We start from the raw sequence: 18596 nt of genomic DNA, 5'->3' as shown, positions 1-18596 counted from the left end.
GAGCGGAGGGATCTTCCGCCCCCGGGCATCCGGCCTGCCGGCCCGCACTGGGTGCTACTGCTTGTTCAGCGGCGCGTAACGGAACTTGAACGAGCCGTCGAGCGTCGCGCCGTCGACGTCCGCGCCGACGACCGCGATCTGCGTGCCCTGCAGCAGCGGCAGCGTCGAGAGGTCGTTCGCCACGAGCGACTGGATCTTGCCGATCTCCTCCTCGCGCGTGGCGGGGTCGGTCTGGGTCGCCTGCGTCGTGATGAGCTCCTGGACCTCCGGGTTGTCGTAGTGGTTGACCAGGAAGTTGTCCTTCGAGAAGAACGGCGTCAGGTAGTTGTCGGCGTCGGAGTAGTCCGGGAACCAGCCCAGCTGGTAGGCGGGGTAGACGTCGGCCGTGCGGTCCTTGGCGTACTGCACCCACTCGGTCTGCTGGAGGTTGACGGTGAACAGGCCGCCCTCTTCGAGCTGCGACTTGACGGCGGCGTACTCGTCGCCCGACGAGGGTCCGTAGTGGTCGCCGTTGTACTGCAGGTTGAGCTGGACGGGCGTCTCGACGCCGGCGGCCTCGAGCCGCGCCGTCGCCTTCTCGACGTCGGGTCCGCCGTTGCCGTCGCCGTAGAGCTCCTTGAGCGGCTCGGTCGCGCCGGTCAGACCCTGCGGGACGAACGAGTACAGCGGGGTGTAGGTGCCCTTGTAGACGTCGTTCGACAGCTCGTCGCGGTCGATCAGGTCAGCGGCGGCCTGGCGGACGGCGAGCGCCTTTGCGGCGTCGGCCTCGGCCGTCGTCGCGCCGTAGGGCATCGTGTTGAAGTTGAACACGATGTAGCGGGTCTCACCGCCGGGGCCGTCGACGATCTTGACGCCGTCGTTCCCCTTGAGGTCGTCGATGTCGGTCGCCGAGAGGCTGCGGTACGCCACGTCGATGTCGCCGTTGCCGATGTCGAGCTTGAGGTTCGACGGGTCTGCGTAGTACTTGACCGAGATGCCCGAGTTCTCCGGGGCGGGCAGCGAGCCCTGGTAGTCCGCGTACGGCGAGTACGAGATGAGCTCGTTGACCTTGTACGAGTCGATGACGTACTGGCCCGCGAAGGCCTTGCCCTCGACGATGTCGTTGTCGGGGGTGACGGCGTCGGCCGAGAAGACCTCCTCGTCGACGATCGGGGCCGCGGGGCTCGACAGGATCTGCTCCCACGTCTGGTCGTCGCCGTTCTTCAGCGTGAAGACGACGGTCGTGTCGTCGGGCGCTGAGACGCTGTCGAGGTTGCCGAGAAGCGACGAGGGACCGTTCGGGTCGGCGATGGCCACCTGGCGGTCGAACGAGAACTTCACGTCGGACGCCGTGAGGTCGTGGCCGTTGGCGAAGGTCAGACCCTCCTTGAGCTTCACCGTGTACTCGGTGGGCGAGGTGTACTCGCCGGACTCGGCGATGTCGGGCGTGACGTCGGCCGTGCCGTACTGGCTGTTGAAGAGGAAGGGGTAGATCTGGTTCATCACGGCGAACGAGCCGTTGTCGTACGAACCGGCGGGGTCGATCGACGTGATCTTGTCGGTCGTGCCGACGATGAGCGGCTCGCCCGAGGCATCCGCGCCCCCGGTCGAGGATCCCCCGCCGCCGCCGGCGCAGCCGGCGAGGAGAAGAGCCGAGGCCCCGACGGCCCCGATCGCGAGGCCGAGACGGCCGCGCGCGCTGTGGTGCAGTGACATAGTGCTACCTCTGCTGTGAACGAGTCGGCCGCGTCCAGGTGACGCGGCCCTCGGATATCCTTCCCCCGCTCCTGCCAAAGGGCAATCCAGTGAACGATTCGTAACGAGACTGAAACCCTCCGAATGCGGCACCGGATGCCGCGTGCCGGCCCCGTCGGCCCGGTTGCGAAACCGTCGGCCCGCGTGCGAACCACCGCGCCCGGGCACGACGTCGATCGTCAGGTGCGTGCACTTCCAGTAGGTGGTCGCGGCCCGCCCGACGACCGCCATGGGGACGCGGTCGACGGGCGAGCCGGGCGAGGGGACGCAGGCTCAGAAGAAGCCCATCGCTCCCTCGGCGTACGAGACGAGGAGGTTCTTCGTCTGCTGGTAGTGGTCGAGCATCTTCAGGTGGTTCTCCCGGCCGATGCCGGACTGCTTGTACCCGCCGAACGCCGCGTGCGCGGGGTACTGGTGGTAGGTGTTCGTCCAGACGCGGCCGGCCTCGATCGCCCGTCCGGCGCGGTACGCGGTGTCGCCCGAACGGCTCCAGACGCCCGCGCCGAGACCGTAGAGCGTGTCGTTGGCGATCGAGATCGCGTCGTCGAAGCCGTCGAAGGAGGTGACCGAGACGACCGGCCCGAAGATCTCCTCCTGGAAGATGCGCATGTCGTTCGTGCCCTCGAACACCGTCGGTGCGACGTAGAAGCCCTCGCTCAGGTCTCCGCCGAGGTCGACGCGCTCGCCGCCGGCGAGGAGCTTGGCCCCGCCCTGGGTGCCGATGTCGATGTAGCTGAGGATCTTCTCGAGCTGGTCGTTGGATGCCTGGGCGCCGATCATCGTCGCCGGGTCCAGCGGATTGCCCTGCACGATCTTCGAGACGCGATCCAGTCCGTCGGCGAGAAACCGGTCGTAGATCGAGCGCTGGATCAGCGCGCGCGACGGGCACGTGCAGACCTCGCCCTGGTTCAGGGCGAAGAACGTGAAGCCCTCGAGCGCCTTGTCGTAGTACGCGTCGTTGGTGGAGCGCGCGACGTCCTCGAAGAAGACGTTCGCGCTCTTGCCGCCGAGCTCCAGGGTGACCGGGATGAGGTTCTGCGAGGCGTACTGCATGATCAGGCGCCCCGTCGTGGTCTCGCCCGTGAACGCGACCTTGCGGATCCTCTTGTGCTGCGCGAGCGGCGCACCTGCCTCGATGCCGAAGCCGTTCACGATGTTGACGACGCCGGCGGGGAGCAGGTCTCCGATGATCTCGAACAGGAAGAGGATCGAGGCGGGGGTCTGCTCCGCGGGCTTCAGCACGACGCAGTTTCCGGCCGCGAGCGCCGGGGCGAGCTTCCATGTCGCCATGAGGATGGGGAAGTTCCACGGGATGATCTGGCCCACGACGCCGAGCGGTTCGTGGAAGTGATACGCCACCGTGTCGTCGTCCAGCTGGCTGAGGGACCCCTCCTGCGCCCGCAGCACGCCGGCGAAGTACCGGAAGTGGTCGACCGCGAGCGGGATGTCGGCGGCGAGCGTCTCGCGCACCGGCTTGCCGTTCTCCCACGTCTCGGCGACGGCGATCCGCTCCAGGTTCTGCTCGATGCGATCGGCGATCCGGTTGAGGATGACGGCCCGCTCGGCCGGCGTCGTGCGCTTCCAGCTGTCGAACGCGCGCCAGGCGACCTCGACGGCCCGGTCGATGTCCTCGACCGTCCCGCGGCCCACCTCGGTGAACGGCTTGCCATTGACGGGTGAGATGTTCTCGAAGTACTGGCCCTTGACGGGCTCGACGAACTCGCCCCCGATGTAGTGGCCGTACCGCGGGCGGTAGTTCGCGACCGAGCCCCGCTGCCCGGGAGCCGCGTAGACGCTCGACACACCCTCTCCGACGATGGTCATGTTGTCTCCTTCGACGCTGATGCACGGCGTCGGTGCCGCGCTGCGTCGAAAGTAGGCGGCGGGAGGTTGCATCGCGTTGCATCGGCCCGGGGGACAGCGGCGCCCGCATGAAGAACGCCCGCCGAGATGTGGGAGTTCGGCGGGCGTCCTGGCGAGGGAGCGCCGGCAAGCGGCGCCGGATCCTGCTTTCGCTAGACAGGCTAGCGATCTTTTCCTAGTTTCGCTAGGGATTCGTCGAGATCTTCTCGAGGCGCTCGATACGGGCCACCAATCCCGCGCGCTTGGGAGAGCGGGCGGGAAGGAGGGAGAGGCACAGGCGCAGCACTTCCTCATCGTCGGCTCCGGCGGTCGTGTCCGCGAAGGCCAGCAGTACGTCGACGGATGCCGCGGCCAGCAGGGCCTCCCGCAATGTCGTGCGGACGCTGTCGCGGAAGTCCTCGACGCCCGGAGCAGTGGAGTCCGGCAGCACCTCCCCGCGGTAGGCGGCCAGGGCCACCCGGTGGGCGCCGCGGTCGAGCAGGCCGAGCACCTGGTGCGCATCCGTCTCGACGGATGTGGGGAAGCGGTACGGCCGCGACTCGAGCCGGAGGTGCGGTGCGGCCCGCTCGAGCGCCTTGCGCAAGCGCACGACCTCGGCGCGAAGCGTGACAGCGGCCTCGGCATCCCCGTACACGAGCTCCGCCAGCCGCTCCGCCGAGAGGCCCTGCCGGTGGGTGGCGAGCATGAGCAGCAGCTCGGCGTGGCGCAGCCCGAGCTCCGACACGGTCTCTACGCCGTCGCCAGACACCTCGAGCAGCGCCCGATCGCGACCCAGCACCCGGAGGGTCGTCCGCGCCGCCTCCGGCCGGCGCCTCGCGCGCCGGGGCGGCGCCGCATCCCGTGCGCGCAGCCGGGCGAGGAGGAGCTCCCCCTCGACGGCGCGGGCCGTGGCATCCACGAGCAGCTGCGCCTGGGGCGTGACGACCTGGTCGCCGCCGGTGACGTCGATGACGCCGAGGATCCGGCGGGTCTCGGGGTCGTGGACGGGCGCTGCCGTGCACGACCAGGGCTGCACGAGCCGGTTGAAGTGCTCGGCGCCGCGGATCTGCACGGAACGGTCGAGGGCGATCGCGGTGCCCGGCGCCGACGTGCCGACGGCATCCTCCGACCACTTCGCCCCCGGTACGAATCCCATGTCGCCCGTCAGGGCGCGGACGCGGCGGTCGCCCTCCACCCACAGCAGCCGGCCGGCCGCATCCCCGACCACGACGACGACCCCCGCGTCGTCAGGGTCGCCGGGGACGAGGAGGCCGCGGATCATGTCGATGACCCCCGCCAGCGGGTGCTCCCGCCGATATCGGTCGAGCTGAGGGGAGGCGAGGTCGAGGGGCGGAAGCGATTCGGCACCGACGAGGTGCTCGAGGGACCGCCGCCATGACTCGCGCACGAGGGGCCGCACGTCGTCGAGCCGCACGTCGGCGGCGTTCCCCGCGACGAGCTCCTCATGGGCGCGCTCGATGAGGAGCCGCGAGTTCTCGGGAGAGGGCTCGCGCCTGATCGACCACGCCGAACTCATCGCGGGCTCCGATCGACATCGGGGAGCGTGGATCCAGTGTAGGCCGGTGCCCGAGGCACGGTGCCCGGGTCAGGCGCGCGCGGCCCACCAGTCCTTGAGCCGCCGCTCGGCCTCTTCGGGGCCGATCAGCCCCTCGTCGAGCCGGATGTCCAGGAGGAAGCGGTACGCCTCACCGACCTCGCGGCCGGGACGGATGCCGAGCACCTGCTGGATGCGGTTCCCGTCGAGCTCGGGGCGCATCGCGTCGAGCTCCTCCTGCGCCGCGAGCTCGTCGATGCGCCGTTCGATGTCGTCGTAGGCCGCGGCGAGCCGCGCGGCCTTGCGCCGGTTGCGCGTCGTGACGTCGGCCCGGGTGAGGATGTGCAGCCGCTCGAGCTCGGCGCCGGCATCCCGCACGTAGCGACGCACGGCCGAGTCGGTCCACGCCCCCTCGGCGTACCCGAAGAAGCGCAGGTGCAGCTCGATGAGCCGCGAGACGACGCCCATCGTGTCGGAGTCGAAGCGCAGCGCCTGCAGGCGCTTCCTGGCCATCCGCGCACCGCGGACGTCATGGTGGTGGAACGTCACCCCGCCGCCGGGCTCCAAGCGGCGGGTCGACGGCTTGCCGATGTCGTGGAGGAGGGCGGCGAGCCGCAGCGGCACGTCGGGCGCGGCATCCGGCTCCCTCTCCTTCTCGAGCGCGATCGCCTGCCGCAGCACGGTCAGCGAGTGCTCGTAGACGTCCTTGTGGTGGTGGTGCTCGTCGACCTCCAGGCGCAGCGCCGGGACCTCGGGGAGGAACACGTCGGCGAGACCCGTCTCGACGAGGAGGCGGATGCCGCGCACGGGGTCGTCGGTCTGAAGCAGGCGCACGAGCTCGCTCTGGATGCGCTCGGGGCTGACGATCGACAGGGTGTCGCGCAGCTCCCCGATCGCGGCCTCGGTGGCGGCGTCGACGTCGAAGCCGAGTTGCGCCGAGAAGCGCGCTGCGCGGAGCATGCGCAGGGGATCGTCGCCGAAGCTCACCGCGGGATCCGACGGCGTTCGGAGTCGGGCGGCCAGCAGGTCTTCGACCCCGCCCGTGGGGTCGACGAGCGTGCGGGCCGGGACCCGGAGCGCCATCGAATTCACCGTGAAGTCGCGGCGGACGAGGTCCTGCTCGAGCGTGTCGCCGAACTCGACCGTGGGCTTGCGCGTGAGCCCGTCGTAGCTGTCGGCGCGGTACGTCGTGATCTCGACCTGCTCGCCCGAGATGCGGGCGCCGATCGTGCCGAAGTCGCGCCCGACATCCCAGCGCGCCGAGCTGATGGGGGTGACGATGGCGAGGATGTCGTCGGGCCGGGCGTCCGTCGTGAAGTCGAGGTCGTTCACCTCCCGGCCCAGCAGCGCGTCGCGGACCGGTCCGCCGACGATCGCGAGCTCCCGGCCGGCGTCGGCGAACGCGCGAGCGAGCTTCGAGACGACGGGGGACTCCGCGAGCGCGCCGAGGCGCTGCACGCCCTCGGCCATGTTGAGCATGCATCGAGCCTACCGAGGGGCTCCGAGGGCTCCGCCGCGTCAGTCGTCGTCGAGGATGGTGATGACGCCGGTGCCGTCGCCGATCGTGGCGTTGGTTCAGCTCAGGAGAATCGCAGGAATCCCGTGAAGATCAGCTCGCGGATCCGCGGGAGCAGATCTTCCCGCAGCGCTGCCCCATCGACCTCGAGCAGCTCCGCGATCGCCGCGACGAGAGGACCCACCGCCAGGTCGCCGTCGCATGCCCCGACGAGCGCCGCCAGCGCGGGGTCGACCTCGATGACGCGGCCGAATCCGCCGCCCTGCCGGAGTTCGATGACGCTCGGGGACTCCGATCCGGGCAGGTGGTGCCGCGCTTCGCTGACGTCGGGCGCGACGGTCAGGACGGAGGCCTCCAGGTCGCCGTCGGCAAGCGCCGTGAGCCGGTCGTGGGCGGAGAGCGCCTCGGCGAGATGCGGGCCGAGCGGCGCGCCGGAGGGCGGCGTGCCGACGCGCTCGTAGCGCGCGAGAGTGGGGCCGCCCGCCATGGGCCGGCGTAGGAGGATGTAGCCGAATCCGACGCCCTCGACATGCCGGCCGGCGAAGTCCTCGAGCCAGGCGTCGATCAGGCGGCCGAACTCCGGGCTGCCGGGGAGGGTGCCGCCGTCGCGGATCCACAGCTCCGCGTACGAGAGCGGGTCCAGTGTCTCGCGCTCGACCACCCACGCGTCCAGCGGCACCGGCGACTGCGCCACCCAGTCCCGCACCCTGTCGAGACCGACGGCGCCGGGGCGCGTCTCCCAGTTGCCGAGGAGCTGCGCGACGCCCCCCGGAGTCAGGTGGGACCCCACGCTCCGTACGAACTCCGCCACGAGGTCATCGCCGATCATTCCGCCGTCGCGATATTCGTACTCGGGCACTCCTTCCGCTCGAGGCGTGATCACGAAGGGCGGATTGGAGGCGATCCGATCGAACTGCTCGCCCGCCACGGGGCTGAACATGCTGCCCCGTCGAGGCTCTATGCCGTCGACGGAATTCAGTAGCGCGTTGAGCCGCGTGAACCGTAGCGCGCGCTCGGAGATGTCCGTCGCGACGACCTCGGCGACGTTCCGCCGGGCGCGGAGAGCCTGGATGCCGCAGCCGGTGCCGACGTCGAGCCCGCGGCGCGCCGGGGTGGGAAGCTGCAGCCCGGCGAGGGTGAGCGAGGCACCTCCGACGCCGAGCACGTGATCCTCCGGAAGAGGTCCGCCCAGCGCCGCCTCGTCGAGGTCGCTGGCCACCCACCAGCCGCCCTCTCCGGTGTCGTCGACATAGGGCTGGGGGCGCACCACCGCGAGGGGACGGATGCCGTCGGCGGACACCTCGGCGAGGCCGAGCGCCACCAGCCCCGCCGCCGTCGTGCGCGGGAGCGCCGACTCCACCTGAGACAGCGACTGCGGCATCCCGAGCACGAGCAGCCGCGCGAGCACGGCGATCGGGTCGTCACGATCGGCCAGCGCGCGCTCCGCGGGTCGACGCAGCCCGCGCGCGATCGCGTCGTCGGCGAGTTCGCCCCACGCCGCACGGACGTCCTCCCCGTGGAAGCGCGCCGCGCGCAGGTCCGCGGCGAGCGCGAGGCAGAGAGCCGGCTCGGGTTGCGGCAGGGGCGGCGACGGCATGACTCCATTCAACCGCGCCGGCGAGTCCCGTCCGGCGAACCGCGGGCGCGCTCGGGGGGCTCGAAGACGCCGCCCGTAGAATCGCAGACGATCGTGCGGTCCGGAATCGCACAGGAGCGAACCCCAGCATGATTGAGTCCCCACCGCCTGCCGTGCCCTCTGCGCGGCGAGTGCATGCTCGGCTGTGCGCGCTCGCCGCGGCCGTGGCGCTGCTCCTGGCTCCGTCCGCTTCCTCCGCGAGCGCCGCGGCATCCGTCATCGAGGCGGCGGCACCCACGCCCACCCCCGCGCCCAGCGCCGAGCCGGGCGAGGCGGTCTTCACGCTGTCGCCGATCTCGAGCGGGCTGATCCAGCCGGGCCAGCCGCTCAACGTTTCGGTGACGATGACGAACGACACCGACACGACCACCCTCGGCGGGACCGTCTCGATCGGCTTCGGCACGGCCGCCTTCACCAGCCGGGGCGATCTCGACGACTGGCTCGACGGCGACACGACGGGATCCGCGGTCACCGAGGTCGGCCTCGCGAGCTTCCCCGCCGTGGCCGCCCGCAGCGGCGAGACGCAGGGGGTGACGGTGGATGCCGGCGTCCCGGCGATCTCCAGCCTCGGCCCCGGCGCCTACCCCGTCGTCGCGACCCTCACGACGCCGACCGCGGCCTACACGTCCACGAGCGTCGTCGTCGTGGCCGGCGACACGACGCGGGAGGTCGGGGTCGGTGTGGTCGTGCCCATCACGGCACAGGCGACGGGGGCGGGCCTGCTCACCGCGGCGGAGCTCGACGAGCTGACCTCTCCCGAGGGGTCGCTGACCGCGCAGCTCGACGCGGTCGACGGCACCGAGGCGATCCTCGCCGTGGATCCCGCCGTCGTGGCCGCGATCCGCGTGCTGGGGACGTCTGCGCCCGAGAGCGCCGCCGCCTGGCTCACGCGCCTCATGGCCATCCCCAACACGCGCTTCGCCCTTCAGTACGGCGACGCCGACGTCGCCTCACAGGTGCAGGCGGGCATCGTGCCGCTCCTGGAGCCGACCTCCCTCTCGTACGCGATGACCCCGGCGGACTTCACGCCGATACCGAGCGAGACGTCCGCTCCCACGCCGAGCCCCACCCCGACCGGCGATCCCACCGCGGGGGTGTACCCCGACATGGCGACCCTGCTCGACATCGGGGTCGCGCGAGCGGGGGTCTTCTGGCCCGAGACCGGTACCGCCGGCTCATCCGTGGTCGCGGCACTCGGCGGTGAGCCCGTCGACGGACAGGAGAGCCTCACCGTCATCCCCTCCACGACGACGATCGCGGGCGTCGACGGCGCGACGATCCCGGCCCGTGGAGACGCCGGGTCGGCGCCGGTGCTGGTGTACGACGCAGCCGTGTCCGAGCAGCTGGAAGAGGCATCCGCCCTCGACGAGGGAGCGCTGCGCAACGCGCACCTGGCAGCAGCCACCGCCTTCCTGTCGTTCGCCCTCGCCGAGACCGACGGCGCCCCCCTGCTCGTGACGGTCGACCGCGGCGAGAATCGCTCCCGGGTTGCTCTGCGCACGGCGATCAGCACCGCCCTTCAGGCGCCGTCCGCCGTTCCTTCCACACTCGGCGCGCTCGCCAATGCGCCCGCATCCGCCGTCGAGGTGACCGACGTCCCCCCTGACGACGCACGCGTGGCCGCGGCATCCGGACTCGTCTCGGGCGAGGAGCAGCTCACCCAATTCGCATCCGTGCTCGATGATCCGAGCCAGATCACGGGCCGCGAGCGCAACGAGATCCTCCAGCTGCTCGGCGAGGGATGGCGCAGCGATCCGGAGGCGTGGGGGGTGGCGCTCTCGGCGCATCGCGAAGCGACGGTCGCCACGCTCGGCTCGGTGGGCATCCTCCGGGCCAGTCCCATCCAGCTCATCACCTCGGGTGCGATCATCCCCGTCTGGATCCGCAACGACCTGCCCTACCCGGTCAACGTCACCCTGCTGGCCGCGCCCGACGACCTGCGACTGGAAGTGCAGGAGAGCACCCAGGTCGTCGCCCAGCCGCAGAGCAACACGCGAGTCGAGGTGCCCGTGCAGGCGCAGATCGGCAGCGGCGACGTCACGATCGCGCTCGAGCTGCGCAGCCCCACCGGGGTTCGGATCGGTGAGCCGCAGGTGCGGGAGGTCCACGTGCGCGCGGACTGGGAGGGCATCGGACTCGTCATCCTCGCGGTCCTCGCGGTCGGTTTCGTCCTCCTCGGCGTGGTGCGCACCATCCTCCGTCGCCGCCGCGCCAGGGCGGAGGCGGGGCCCGAGGCGCAGACCCACGCCGACGCCGAGGCGGGGCCCGAGGCGCAGACGCACGCCGACACCGAGGCGGGGCCCGGGACGCACGCCGACGCCCATCCCGGGCCGGAGCCGGGGGCCGACGCCGACACCGAGACCCGGCGGGACGCCGAGCGCGGGACCGTCGAGGAGGAGAAGTCGTGAGCGGGGTGGCGCGCGCGAGCGTCCTGATCGGCGCCGGGACGATCGTCTCGCGGCTCACGGGGCTGCTGCGCACGATCGTCCTCGTCGCCGCCATCGGCTCTCTCGGCAGCGAGGCCGGCGACGCCTTCGCCGTCGCCAACCAGCTCCCGAACAATATCTACGCGATCATCTCGACCGGGCTCCTGACCGCGGTGATCGTGCCGCAGATCGTGAAGGCCGCCGCCCACCCCGACGGCGGACACGGCTTCACCTCGAAGCTGCTGACTCTCGGAACGGTCGTGCTGCTGGCGACCACGGCGGTCGCCATGATCGTCGCGCCGCTGCTGGTCTTGCTCTACGCGCCGGGCTACAGCCCCGATCAGCTCGCGCTCGCGACCGCCTTCGCCTACTGGTGCCTCCCCCAGATCTTCTTCTACGGCCTGTTCGCGCTCCTCGGCGAGATCCTCAACGCGCGCCGCGTCTTCGGCCCTTACACGTGGGCGCCGATCGTCAACAACATCGTGTCGATCACCGGCTTCGCGATCTTCATCGCGCTGTTCGGCGCCGACCAGTCGGTCGTCTCGGAGTGGACGGACGGCATGATCGCCCTCCTCGCCGGCACGGCGACGGCGGGAATCGTGCTGCAGACGGCGCTGCTCCTCTTCTTCTGGCGGCGGGCGGGCCTGCACCTGCGGCCGGACTTCCGGTGGCGCGGAGTGGGACTGAACCACCTCGGACGGCTCGCCGGATGGACGTTCCTCATGGTCGTCGCGGGTCAGCTGGCGGGTCTCGTGCAGTCCCAGGTGCTCTCCGGCGCGTCGGGCCAGGGCGCCAGCGTCTTCGCCACGCAGAACGCGTGGCTCATCTTCATGCTCCCGTACTCCGTCATCGTGCTGTCGATCGGAACGCCCTACTTCACGCGCTTGAGCGAGCACGCGCAGGCGGGACGCCGGGACGACGTACGCGCCGACATCGGCAGCAGCATCCGCATCCTCGGACTGTTCACGGTGCTCGCCACGGCCGCGCTGGCCGCGGCATCCATCCCCGCCTCGCGGATCTTCACCAATTCCGCTCCGCAGGCCGAGCAGGCCGCCCTCGTGCTCGTGTGCTTCCTGGTGTCGCTGGTGCCGCTCGCGGTGCTCTTCGTGGTGCAGCGGACCTTCTACGCGTACGACGACACGCGCACGCCCTTCTTCTTCACGCTCGTGCAGACAGCTCTCGTCGTCGGCACCGCGCTCCTCGCGTGGGCCCTGCTGCCCGTCGAGTACCGCGCCGCCGGAGTGGCGCTCGGCCAGTCCGTCTCGAGCATCGTGCAGGTCACCGTGGCGACGTGGCTCCTCTCGCGTCGCTTCGGCGGAATCGGGACGGCGGGATGGATGCTGTCGCTCGGCCGCTTCGCCCTGGCCGCCGTCCCCGCGGCCGCGGCGGGCTGGGGCGTGTTCCTGCTTCTCGGCGGTGTCGACGGCTGGACGGTGGCGGACCGACTCCTCGGCGCCGTCGGAACCGCGATCATCGGCGCCGCCGCCGCGGTCGTGTACTTCGCCGTCCTGTGGCTCCTGCGCACCCCGGAACTGGCCGTCGCGCGTCCTCTCGTCCGGCGGCTACTGGGCCGCTGAGCCCTGCCGAGCCCTTTCCCGGCACCGCCCGCCGCCGGTTCTGTGAACCGCCTCACAGCCCGCAGGGCCTGGAATATCCGGCGCCTACGATGGGTTGAGTCATCCGAAAGTCATTCAAGGGGGCTGACGTGCGTCACGTCATCATCATCGGTTCCGGTCCTGCGGGCTACACGGCTGCGATCTACGCGGCGCGCGCCAACCTCGAGCCGCTTCTCATCGCGAGCTCGGTCGAAGCGGGCGGTGAGCTCATGAACACGACCGACGTCGAGAACTTCCCCGGATTCCCCGAGGGCATCCAGGGTCCCGACCTCATGACCAAGATGCAGGAGCAGGCGGAGCGCTTCGGCACGGAGGTGCTCTACGACGACGTCGTCGACCTCGACCTCGACGGACCGGTCAAGCGCGTCACGCTCGGCAGCGGAGCGGTGCACGAGGCGGCCTCGCTCATCTACGCGACCGGTTCCGCGCACCGCAAGATCGGCATTGCCGGCGAGGAGCGCCTGTCGGGCCGCGGCGTCTCGTACTGCGCGACCTGCGACGGCTTCTTCTTCCGCGAGCGCACGATCGCGGTCGTCGGGGGTGGCGACTCGGCGATGGAGGAGGCGACCTTCCTCACGAAGTTCGCGTCGAAGGTCTACGTCATCCACCGCCGCGACGAGCTGCGCGCCTCGAAGATCATGCAGGAGCGAGCCTTCGCCAATCCCAAGATCGAGTTCGTCTGGAACAGTGAGGTCGTCGACATCGTCGGCGACGAGGCCGTGACGGGCGTGGTCCTCGGCTCGACCGTCGACGGCTCGACGCGGGAGCTCGCGCTCGACGGCGTCTTCGTCGCGATCGGCAACGATCCCCGTACGCACCTGGTGCACGACAAGCTCGACCTGACGCCGGCGGGCACGATCTGGGTCGACGGCCGCTCCTCACGCACATCGGTCCCGGGCGTGTTCGCGGCGGGCGACGTGATCGACCCGACATACCGCCAGGCGGTCACGGCCGCCGGCAGCGGCACGGTCGCCGCCCTCGACGTCGAGCACTTCCTCGCCTCCCTCGGACAGGCGGGTGCGCCGGCACCCGAGGCCGACCTCATCGAAGGGCTCCCCGAGGCGGCCCAGCCCGCAGTGGTCGAGGCGGGCTGAGTCCCGGCTGGGAGCCGGAACGCTCCGGGAACATCACGGAGCAACCGATCGTTGTCCTATGACGAAGACTTCACAGAAGGAGATCCAATGACCGCCAAGGCAACCACCTCGAGCACGTGGAACGAGGACGTCCTCCAGGCCGAGGGCCCGGTTCTCGTCGACTTCTGGGCCGAGTGGTGCGGACCGTGTCGCATGGTGTCGCCGATCCTCGACCAGATTCAGGCCGAGAACCCCGACAAGCTCACGATCCTCAAGCTCAACGTGGATGAGAACCCCGATCTCGCCATGAAGTACCAGATCACGTCGATCCCGGCGATGAAGGTCTTCTCGAAGGGCGAGGTGCAGACCACGATCATCGGCGCCAAGCCGAAGTTCGCGCTCGAGAAGGACCTCGCGGCCTACCTCGCGTAACCCGCACGCGGGTGACCGCCGTCAGCCCCGGTGAAGGATGGATTCGTCCTCCTCACCGGGGCTTTCCGCGTATCGTGATGCTGTCTCTCGTCGCCGCGCGCGGGACACGCCGGGCCGGGCGTCCGCCGACCCTGGAACGATCTCCGGCGAGGATGTCGATCTCACCTCCGTCCGTTCGACGCACAGGATGAGGCGGGCCGAGCGGCCCGATCCGGACCGAGGGTCCGTCACCGACAAGGAGCAGGACATGCGCTGGATGCTGATCATGAACGTCGAGCCCGCGGCGGCGGCCCGAGCGGCGGAAGAGCTCGACCTCGCGCAGGTGGTCGCCGTGATGGGGGCCTACAACGACGAGCTGCAGAAGGCCGGTGTCTTCCTCTCGGCAGAGGGGCTCTCCGACGCGAGCGAGGGATTCCGTGTCGACTTCTCGTCGCAGCCGCCCGTCGTGACGGACGGGCCTTACACGGAGGCGCGGGAGATCTTCACGGGCTACTGGATCCTCGAGGTCGCAAGCCGCGAAGAGGCGGAGCATTGGGCGCGCCGGTGCCCGCTCGGCCCGGGGACGGCGCTGGAGGTGCGACGCGTCAACGAGTTCTCCGACCTGGATCTGAGCGCGGAGGATGCCGCCGTGGGCGAGTGGGCGGAGAAGGCGCAGGAGTGGCGGGCCGCCCACAGCTGAGCCGCAGGACGGCGGGAGGGATGCCTCGGCTACGACGCGTCGGCACGCACCACCGCATCCCAGCGGCGGTGCGTGTTGGCGTCGCCGAGCAGGCGCCACACCGCGCGCGTGAGCGGCGGGTAGTCCAGAGCGATCTGGCGCAGCACGCGATAGTGTCGCGCGGCGTTCGGACGGGCGCCACCGTCGGCGGCGATGTTCTCGGCGCGCAGGGTGAAGACGACGAGCTCGTCGACCGACGGCAGGTCCTCCATGAAGTCCCATGGGTCTTCGCCTGCACGCAGCCGCTCGTGTACCAGGACTGCCAGTTCATCGGCCGCCTCGGCGCGCAGCAGCTCGAGACTCGCCCGCCGGCGCGGGGTGTCGTCGTGCGTCGCCATTGCTCCAGCCTAAACGCCGGTTCCGACCCGGCGGCCCTGCCTAGGCTGGATACGTGACATCCGACGACGACCACGCGCGCCGCGCCGCCGAGGCTGTCTGGCGAGCCGAGTCGGCGCGCATCGTCGCCGCTCTGACCCGTCACACCGGCGACTTCCCGTGGGCCGAGGACCTCGCGCAGGAGGCGCTGCTCGAAGCCCTCGCCTCGTGGCCGCGCTCCGGCATCCCCGACAATCCGGGCGCGTGGCTGCTGACGGTGGCCAAGCGGCGTGCGATCGACGGGTGGCGGCGGAGGGAGCGGCTGGAGCAGCGCATGGACGTGCTCGGACACGAGGTCGTGCTCTCCGAACGTGAGGATCCGGTCGAGTCGACGGGTGACCCCGACCGCATAGACGATGACGTCCTCCGCCTCGTCTTCGTCGCGTGCCATCCCCTGCTCGCGCCGGCGGCGCGACTCACCCTGACGCTGCGGACGGTGGCGGGGCTCACGACCGAGCAGATCGCCCGGGTCATGCTGCTCACGGTCCCGGCGGTGCAGCAGCGGATCGTCCGTGCGAAGCGCGCACTCGCGGCGGCCGATGTGCCGTTCGAGATACCGGACCGGTCCGAGCGTCCCGCACGTCTGGCATCGGTGCTGCAGGTCATCTACCTGCTCTTCACCGAGGGGTATGCGCCCACCGACGGAGTCCACCCGGTGCGCCCCGCGGTGGCGCGGGAGGCGGTCCGCCTCGCGCGACAGCTCGCGGCGCTCGCTCCTGGCGAGCCCGAGATCTACGCCCTGACGGCGCTCATGGAGTTCCAGTCGTCGCGCTTCGCCGCGCGAAGCGATGCAGAGGGCCTGCCTCTGACCCTGGCCGAGCAGGACCGCTCCCGGTGGGACCGGTCGGCCATCGCCCGCGGACGAGAGGCGCTCGCCACGGCCGCGTCATTCGACCGTGGCCTCGGCTACTACGGACTCCAGGCCGCCGTCGCGGAATGCCATGCCGTGGCCAGAAGCGTCGACGACACCGATTGGAGCAGGATCGTCGCACTCTACGACGCGCTGGTAACCCTGTCGCCCACGCCGGTGGTGCGCCTCAACCGGGCCGTCGGCGTGTCGATGCGCGATGGACCGCAGGCCGCTCTGGCTCTCGTCGACGAGCTGGGGCCGGAGCTGGCGGAGTTCCGCCCGTACCACGGCGTGCGCGGCGAGCTGCTCGAGCGCATGGGAGAGACGGATGCCGCGGCCTCGGCGTTCCTGCTTGCGGCTTCGCTGGCCGGAAACGACGCCGAGGCCGAGGTGCTCCGTCGCCGAGCGGCCGGGGTGGGCGGCTCCGTCCGCTACGACGCGTAGCCTTCGTCGCCGAGCTCAGCCAGGATCCGGTTCAGATCATGGATCGTGGCGAAATCTATACTGATCTGGCCTTTTCTCGCCGTGAGCGAGATCTTCACCCGCGTGTTGAGGCGGTCGCCGAGCCGCTCGGCCACTTCGTCGAGATGATCGCGGCGCGAGCCGGCCTTCGGCCTGAGCGTACGCCGGTCCCCGGCATCCCCTCCCTTCGCGGCCGCCTCGGCAGCGCGCACCGAGAGGTCCTCGTTCACGATCTTGTCGGCCAGGCGCTGCATCGCCTCCGGGGTCTCGAGAGACAGGATGGCGCGAGCGTGACCCGCGCTCAGCACGCCGGCGGCGACGCGCTGCTGCACGGGTACGGGGAGCTTGAGCAGGCGGATCGTGTTGCTGATCTGCGGACGTGACCGGCCGATCCGGCTGGCGAGCTCCTCCTGGGTGATGCCGAAATCCTCGAGAAGCTGCTGGTACGCCGATGCCTCTTCGAGGGGGTTCAGCTCGCTGCGGTGCAGGTTCTCGAGCAGCGCGTCGCGCAGGAGATGCTCATCGGCGGTGTCGCGGATGACCGCGGGGATGGAGTCGAGTCCCGCTTCGCGGGCGGCCCGGGTGCGACGCTCACCCATGATGAGCTCGAAGGTGCCCTCGCCCGTGTCGCGGACGACGACCGGCTGGAGAACGCCGAACTCCCGCACGCTGTGCACGAGCTCCGCGAGGTCTTCCGAATCGAAATGCGTCCGCGGCTGCCGCGGGTTCGGGACGATGGAGTGCGGGTCGATGTGGACGAGCCGGGCCCCGGGAACGGTGACGAGCTCCTCGACCGCAGGGTCGTCGTCGAAGGGGTCCTCGGGCTCGGCCACGGCGGTGGCCGTCGCCGCACTTCCGCGCGGGAAGAGCACGTCCACGGGACGCGACTCTGTCGCCTCGCTCGTCGGGATGAGCGCTCCGATGCCTCTACCCAGACCGGTTCTCTTGGCCATCAGGAGTCCACTTCGCTTTCTGTTGCTGTGTCGCGTTTGATCATCTCGACCGCCGCCTCACGGTAGGCCACGGCTCCGGCCGACTGCCCATCGTAGGCGATGACGGTCTGGCCGAAGCTCGGCGCCTCGGACACCCGGACCGATCGCGGAATCACCGTCTGGAGCACCTCCTTCGGGAAGTGCTGCCGCACCTCCTCTGCCACCTGCTGCGCCAGTCGAGTGCGGCCGTCGTACATGGTGAGCATGATCGTCGACAGGTGAAGACGCGGGTTGAGGTGCTTCTGGATCATCCGCACCGTGCCGAGCAGCTGGCTGAGGCCCTCCAGTGCGTAGTACTCGCATTGGATGGGGATGAGCAGCTCCTGCGCGGCGGCGAAGGCGTTGATGGTGAGGAGCCCGAGCGACGGCGGGCAGTCGATGAGCACGAAGTCGAGGCGCACGCCGGAATTGGCGAGGTACTCGTCGAGCGCGGTTCGCAGACGGTGCTCGCGCGCAACCTGCGACACGAGTTCGATCTCGGCGCCGGCGAGGTGGATCGTGCTCGGCGCGCACAGGAGGTTCGGTGATTCGGGGCTCGTCTGGACGATGTCAGCCAGAGGGAACTCGTCGATCAGGACGTCGTATACCGAGGGAATGTCAGCGGTGTGCGGGACACCGAGCGCCGTCGAGGCGTTGCCCTGCGGATCCAGATCGATCACGAGGACGCGCGCGCCTACGGAAGCCAGGGCCGCTGCGACGTTGACGGTGGTCGTCGTCTTTCCGACGCCACCCTTCTGGTTGGAGACGGTGAGTACGCGGGTACGACCGCTCAACGTGATCTCGACGCCCTCGAGGGCCCGTCGACGCGCTGTGAGGTCGGCGAGTTCGCGAGCAAGAGGGGTGTCATCGAGCGAGAAGGGGGCCGCGGTCGCGGTGTTCTCGGGCTGTTTCACGTGAAACGCTCTCCCTGTTCGCGTGCCGTCAAAGCTCCTTTCCACTCTAGCCGCGCCTACCCGCGCCTCCTCGCCATCCACACCGTCGCGGGCTGTTCAGCACGAATCGCGCTCGATGCGGCGTCGCCGCGCGCACCGTTTCACGTGAAACACTGCCCGCGATCTGAACGCTCGTGCCACCTCTTCGCACCGCCGTCCCCTCCTCTCGCTCCGCTCGCTCGGGGACCGAAACAAGCCGGCTCCGGGCCGGGCAGCTTTCCTGGAGCCGGTCCCCGAGCGAGGGAGCGCCAGCGACCGAGAGGAGGGGACGACACCAAGCCCGCGTCTACCGCATGCTCACCGTCGTCCCCTCCTCTCGCTCCGCTCGCTCGGGGACCGGAACAAGCCGGCTCCAGGCCGGGCAGCCTCCCTGGAGCCGATCCCCGAGCGAGGGAGCGCAGCGACCGAGAGGAGGGGACGACACCGAACCCACGTCG

General features: G+C 70.4%; 14 protein-coding genes. 6 read left to right on the top strand and 8 right to left on the bottom strand.

The genetic code is table 11. The features are described 5' to 3' along the window. Positions 1-54: 54 nt before the first annotated feature. The 5 genes from EV279_RS02780 to EV279_RS02760 all read right to left on the bottom strand — a co-directional run bounded on the left by EV279_RS02780 (position 55) and on the right by EV279_RS02760 (position 8244). On the bottom strand, positions 55-1695 hold the full coding sequence (locus EV279_RS02780) for an ABC transporter substrate-binding protein (protein WP_133541409.1): 1641 nt from the start codon (positions 1693-1695) through the stop codon (positions 55-57). 312 nt (positions 1696-2007) lie between these two features. Beyond that, positions 2008-3558 (bottom strand): aldehyde dehydrogenase family protein, encoded by a 1551-nt coding sequence (locus EV279_RS02775; protein WP_133541408.1) that lies wholly within the window; start codon positions 3556-3558, stop codon positions 2008-2010. 223 nt (positions 3559-3781) lie between these two features. Next, positions 3782-5113, bottom strand: a complete 1332-nt coding sequence (locus tag EV279_RS02770; protein ID WP_133541407.1) for a GAF domain-containing protein — start codon at positions 5111-5113, stop codon at positions 3782-3784. A 69-nt stretch (positions 5114-5182) separates the two neighbouring features. Next, entirely contained in the window at positions 5183-6610 is a 1428-nt protein-coding gene (locus EV279_RS02765) for a CCA tRNA nucleotidyltransferase (protein WP_133541406.1), read from the bottom strand. Between the two features lie 101 nt (positions 6611-6711). Beyond that, a complete protein-coding gene (locus EV279_RS02760) occupies positions 6712-8244 on the bottom strand; it encodes a methyltransferase (RefSeq protein ID WP_133541405.1) in 1533 nt (510 codons plus the stop codon). A gap of 170 nt (positions 8245-8414) precedes the next feature. On the opposite strand from EV279_RS02760, the gene EV279_RS02755 reads away from it, so the two are divergent. From EV279_RS02755 to EV279_RS02735, 5 genes are all read left to right on the top strand, one after another. After that, entirely contained in the window at positions 8415-10691 is a 2277-nt protein-coding gene (locus EV279_RS02755; protein ID WP_133541404.1) for a DUF6049 family protein, read from the top strand. Further along, the gene (gene murJ, locus EV279_RS02750; protein ID WP_133541403.1) at positions 10688-12286 is read left to right on the top strand and encodes a murein biosynthesis integral membrane protein MurJ; all 1599 of its coding nucleotides are present in this window, start codon (positions 10688-10690) and stop codon (positions 12284-12286) included. Before EV279_RS02755 ends, murJ begins: the two co-directional genes overlap by 4 nt. Positions 12287-12414: 128 nt before the next feature. Further along, positions 12415-13419 carry a thioredoxin-disulfide reductase gene (trxB, locus tag EV279_RS02745; protein ID WP_133541402.1) on the top strand — a complete coding sequence of 335 codons (1005 nt, stop codon included), beginning with the start codon at positions 12415-12417 and terminating at the stop codon, positions 13417-13419. A gap of 87 nt (positions 13420-13506) precedes the next feature. Next, the gene (trxA, locus tag EV279_RS02740; protein WP_133541401.1) at positions 13507-13830 is read left to right on the top strand and encodes a thioredoxin; all 324 of its coding nucleotides are present in this window, start codon (positions 13507-13509) and stop codon (positions 13828-13830) included. A 247-nt stretch (positions 13831-14077) separates the two neighbouring features. Next, positions 14078-14509, top strand: a complete 432-nt coding sequence (locus tag EV279_RS02735) for a YciI family protein (RefSeq protein WP_133541400.1) — start codon at positions 14078-14080, stop codon at positions 14507-14509. Positions 14510-14538: 29 nt separating this feature from the next. Here the strand turns inward: EV279_RS02735 and EV279_RS02730 are convergent, their stop codons facing one another. Next, complete coding sequence (locus EV279_RS02730; RefSeq protein ID WP_133541399.1) at positions 14539-14886, bottom strand: tryptophan synthase subunit alpha; 348 nt, start codon at positions 14884-14886, stop codon at positions 14539-14541. A 53-nt stretch (positions 14887-14939) separates the two neighbouring features. On the opposite strand from EV279_RS02730, the gene EV279_RS02725 reads away from it, so the two are divergent. Then, positions 14940-16217 (top strand): sigma-70 family RNA polymerase sigma factor, encoded by a 1278-nt coding sequence (locus EV279_RS02725; RefSeq protein ID WP_133541398.1) that lies wholly within the window; start codon positions 14940-14942, stop codon positions 16215-16217. On the opposite strand, the gene EV279_RS02720 is transcribed toward EV279_RS02725, so the two are convergent. Together EV279_RS02720 and EV279_RS02715 are read right to left on the bottom strand one after the other, a co-directional pair. Further along, positions 16205-17188, bottom strand: a complete 984-nt coding sequence (locus EV279_RS02720; protein WP_133541397.1) for a ParB/RepB/Spo0J family partition protein — start codon at positions 17186-17188, stop codon at positions 16205-16207. The two genes, EV279_RS02725 and EV279_RS02720, sit on opposite strands and share 13 nt — an antisense overlap. Continuing rightward, positions 17188-18120: a ParA family protein gene (locus tag EV279_RS02715; RefSeq protein WP_133541396.1), complete on the bottom strand. Its 933-nt coding sequence runs from the start codon at positions 18118-18120 to the stop codon at positions 17188-17190. The genes EV279_RS02720 and EV279_RS02715 overlap by 1 nt, the downstream gene beginning before the upstream one ends. Positions 18121-18596 lie beyond the last annotated feature (476 nt).

Source organism: Microbacterium sp. BK668 (assembly GCF_004362195.1).
Classification (GTDB): domain Bacteria; phylum Actinomycetota; class Actinomycetes; order Actinomycetales; family Microbacteriaceae; genus Microbacterium.
This window is presented reverse-complemented; position numbering and strand designations above follow the sequence as displayed.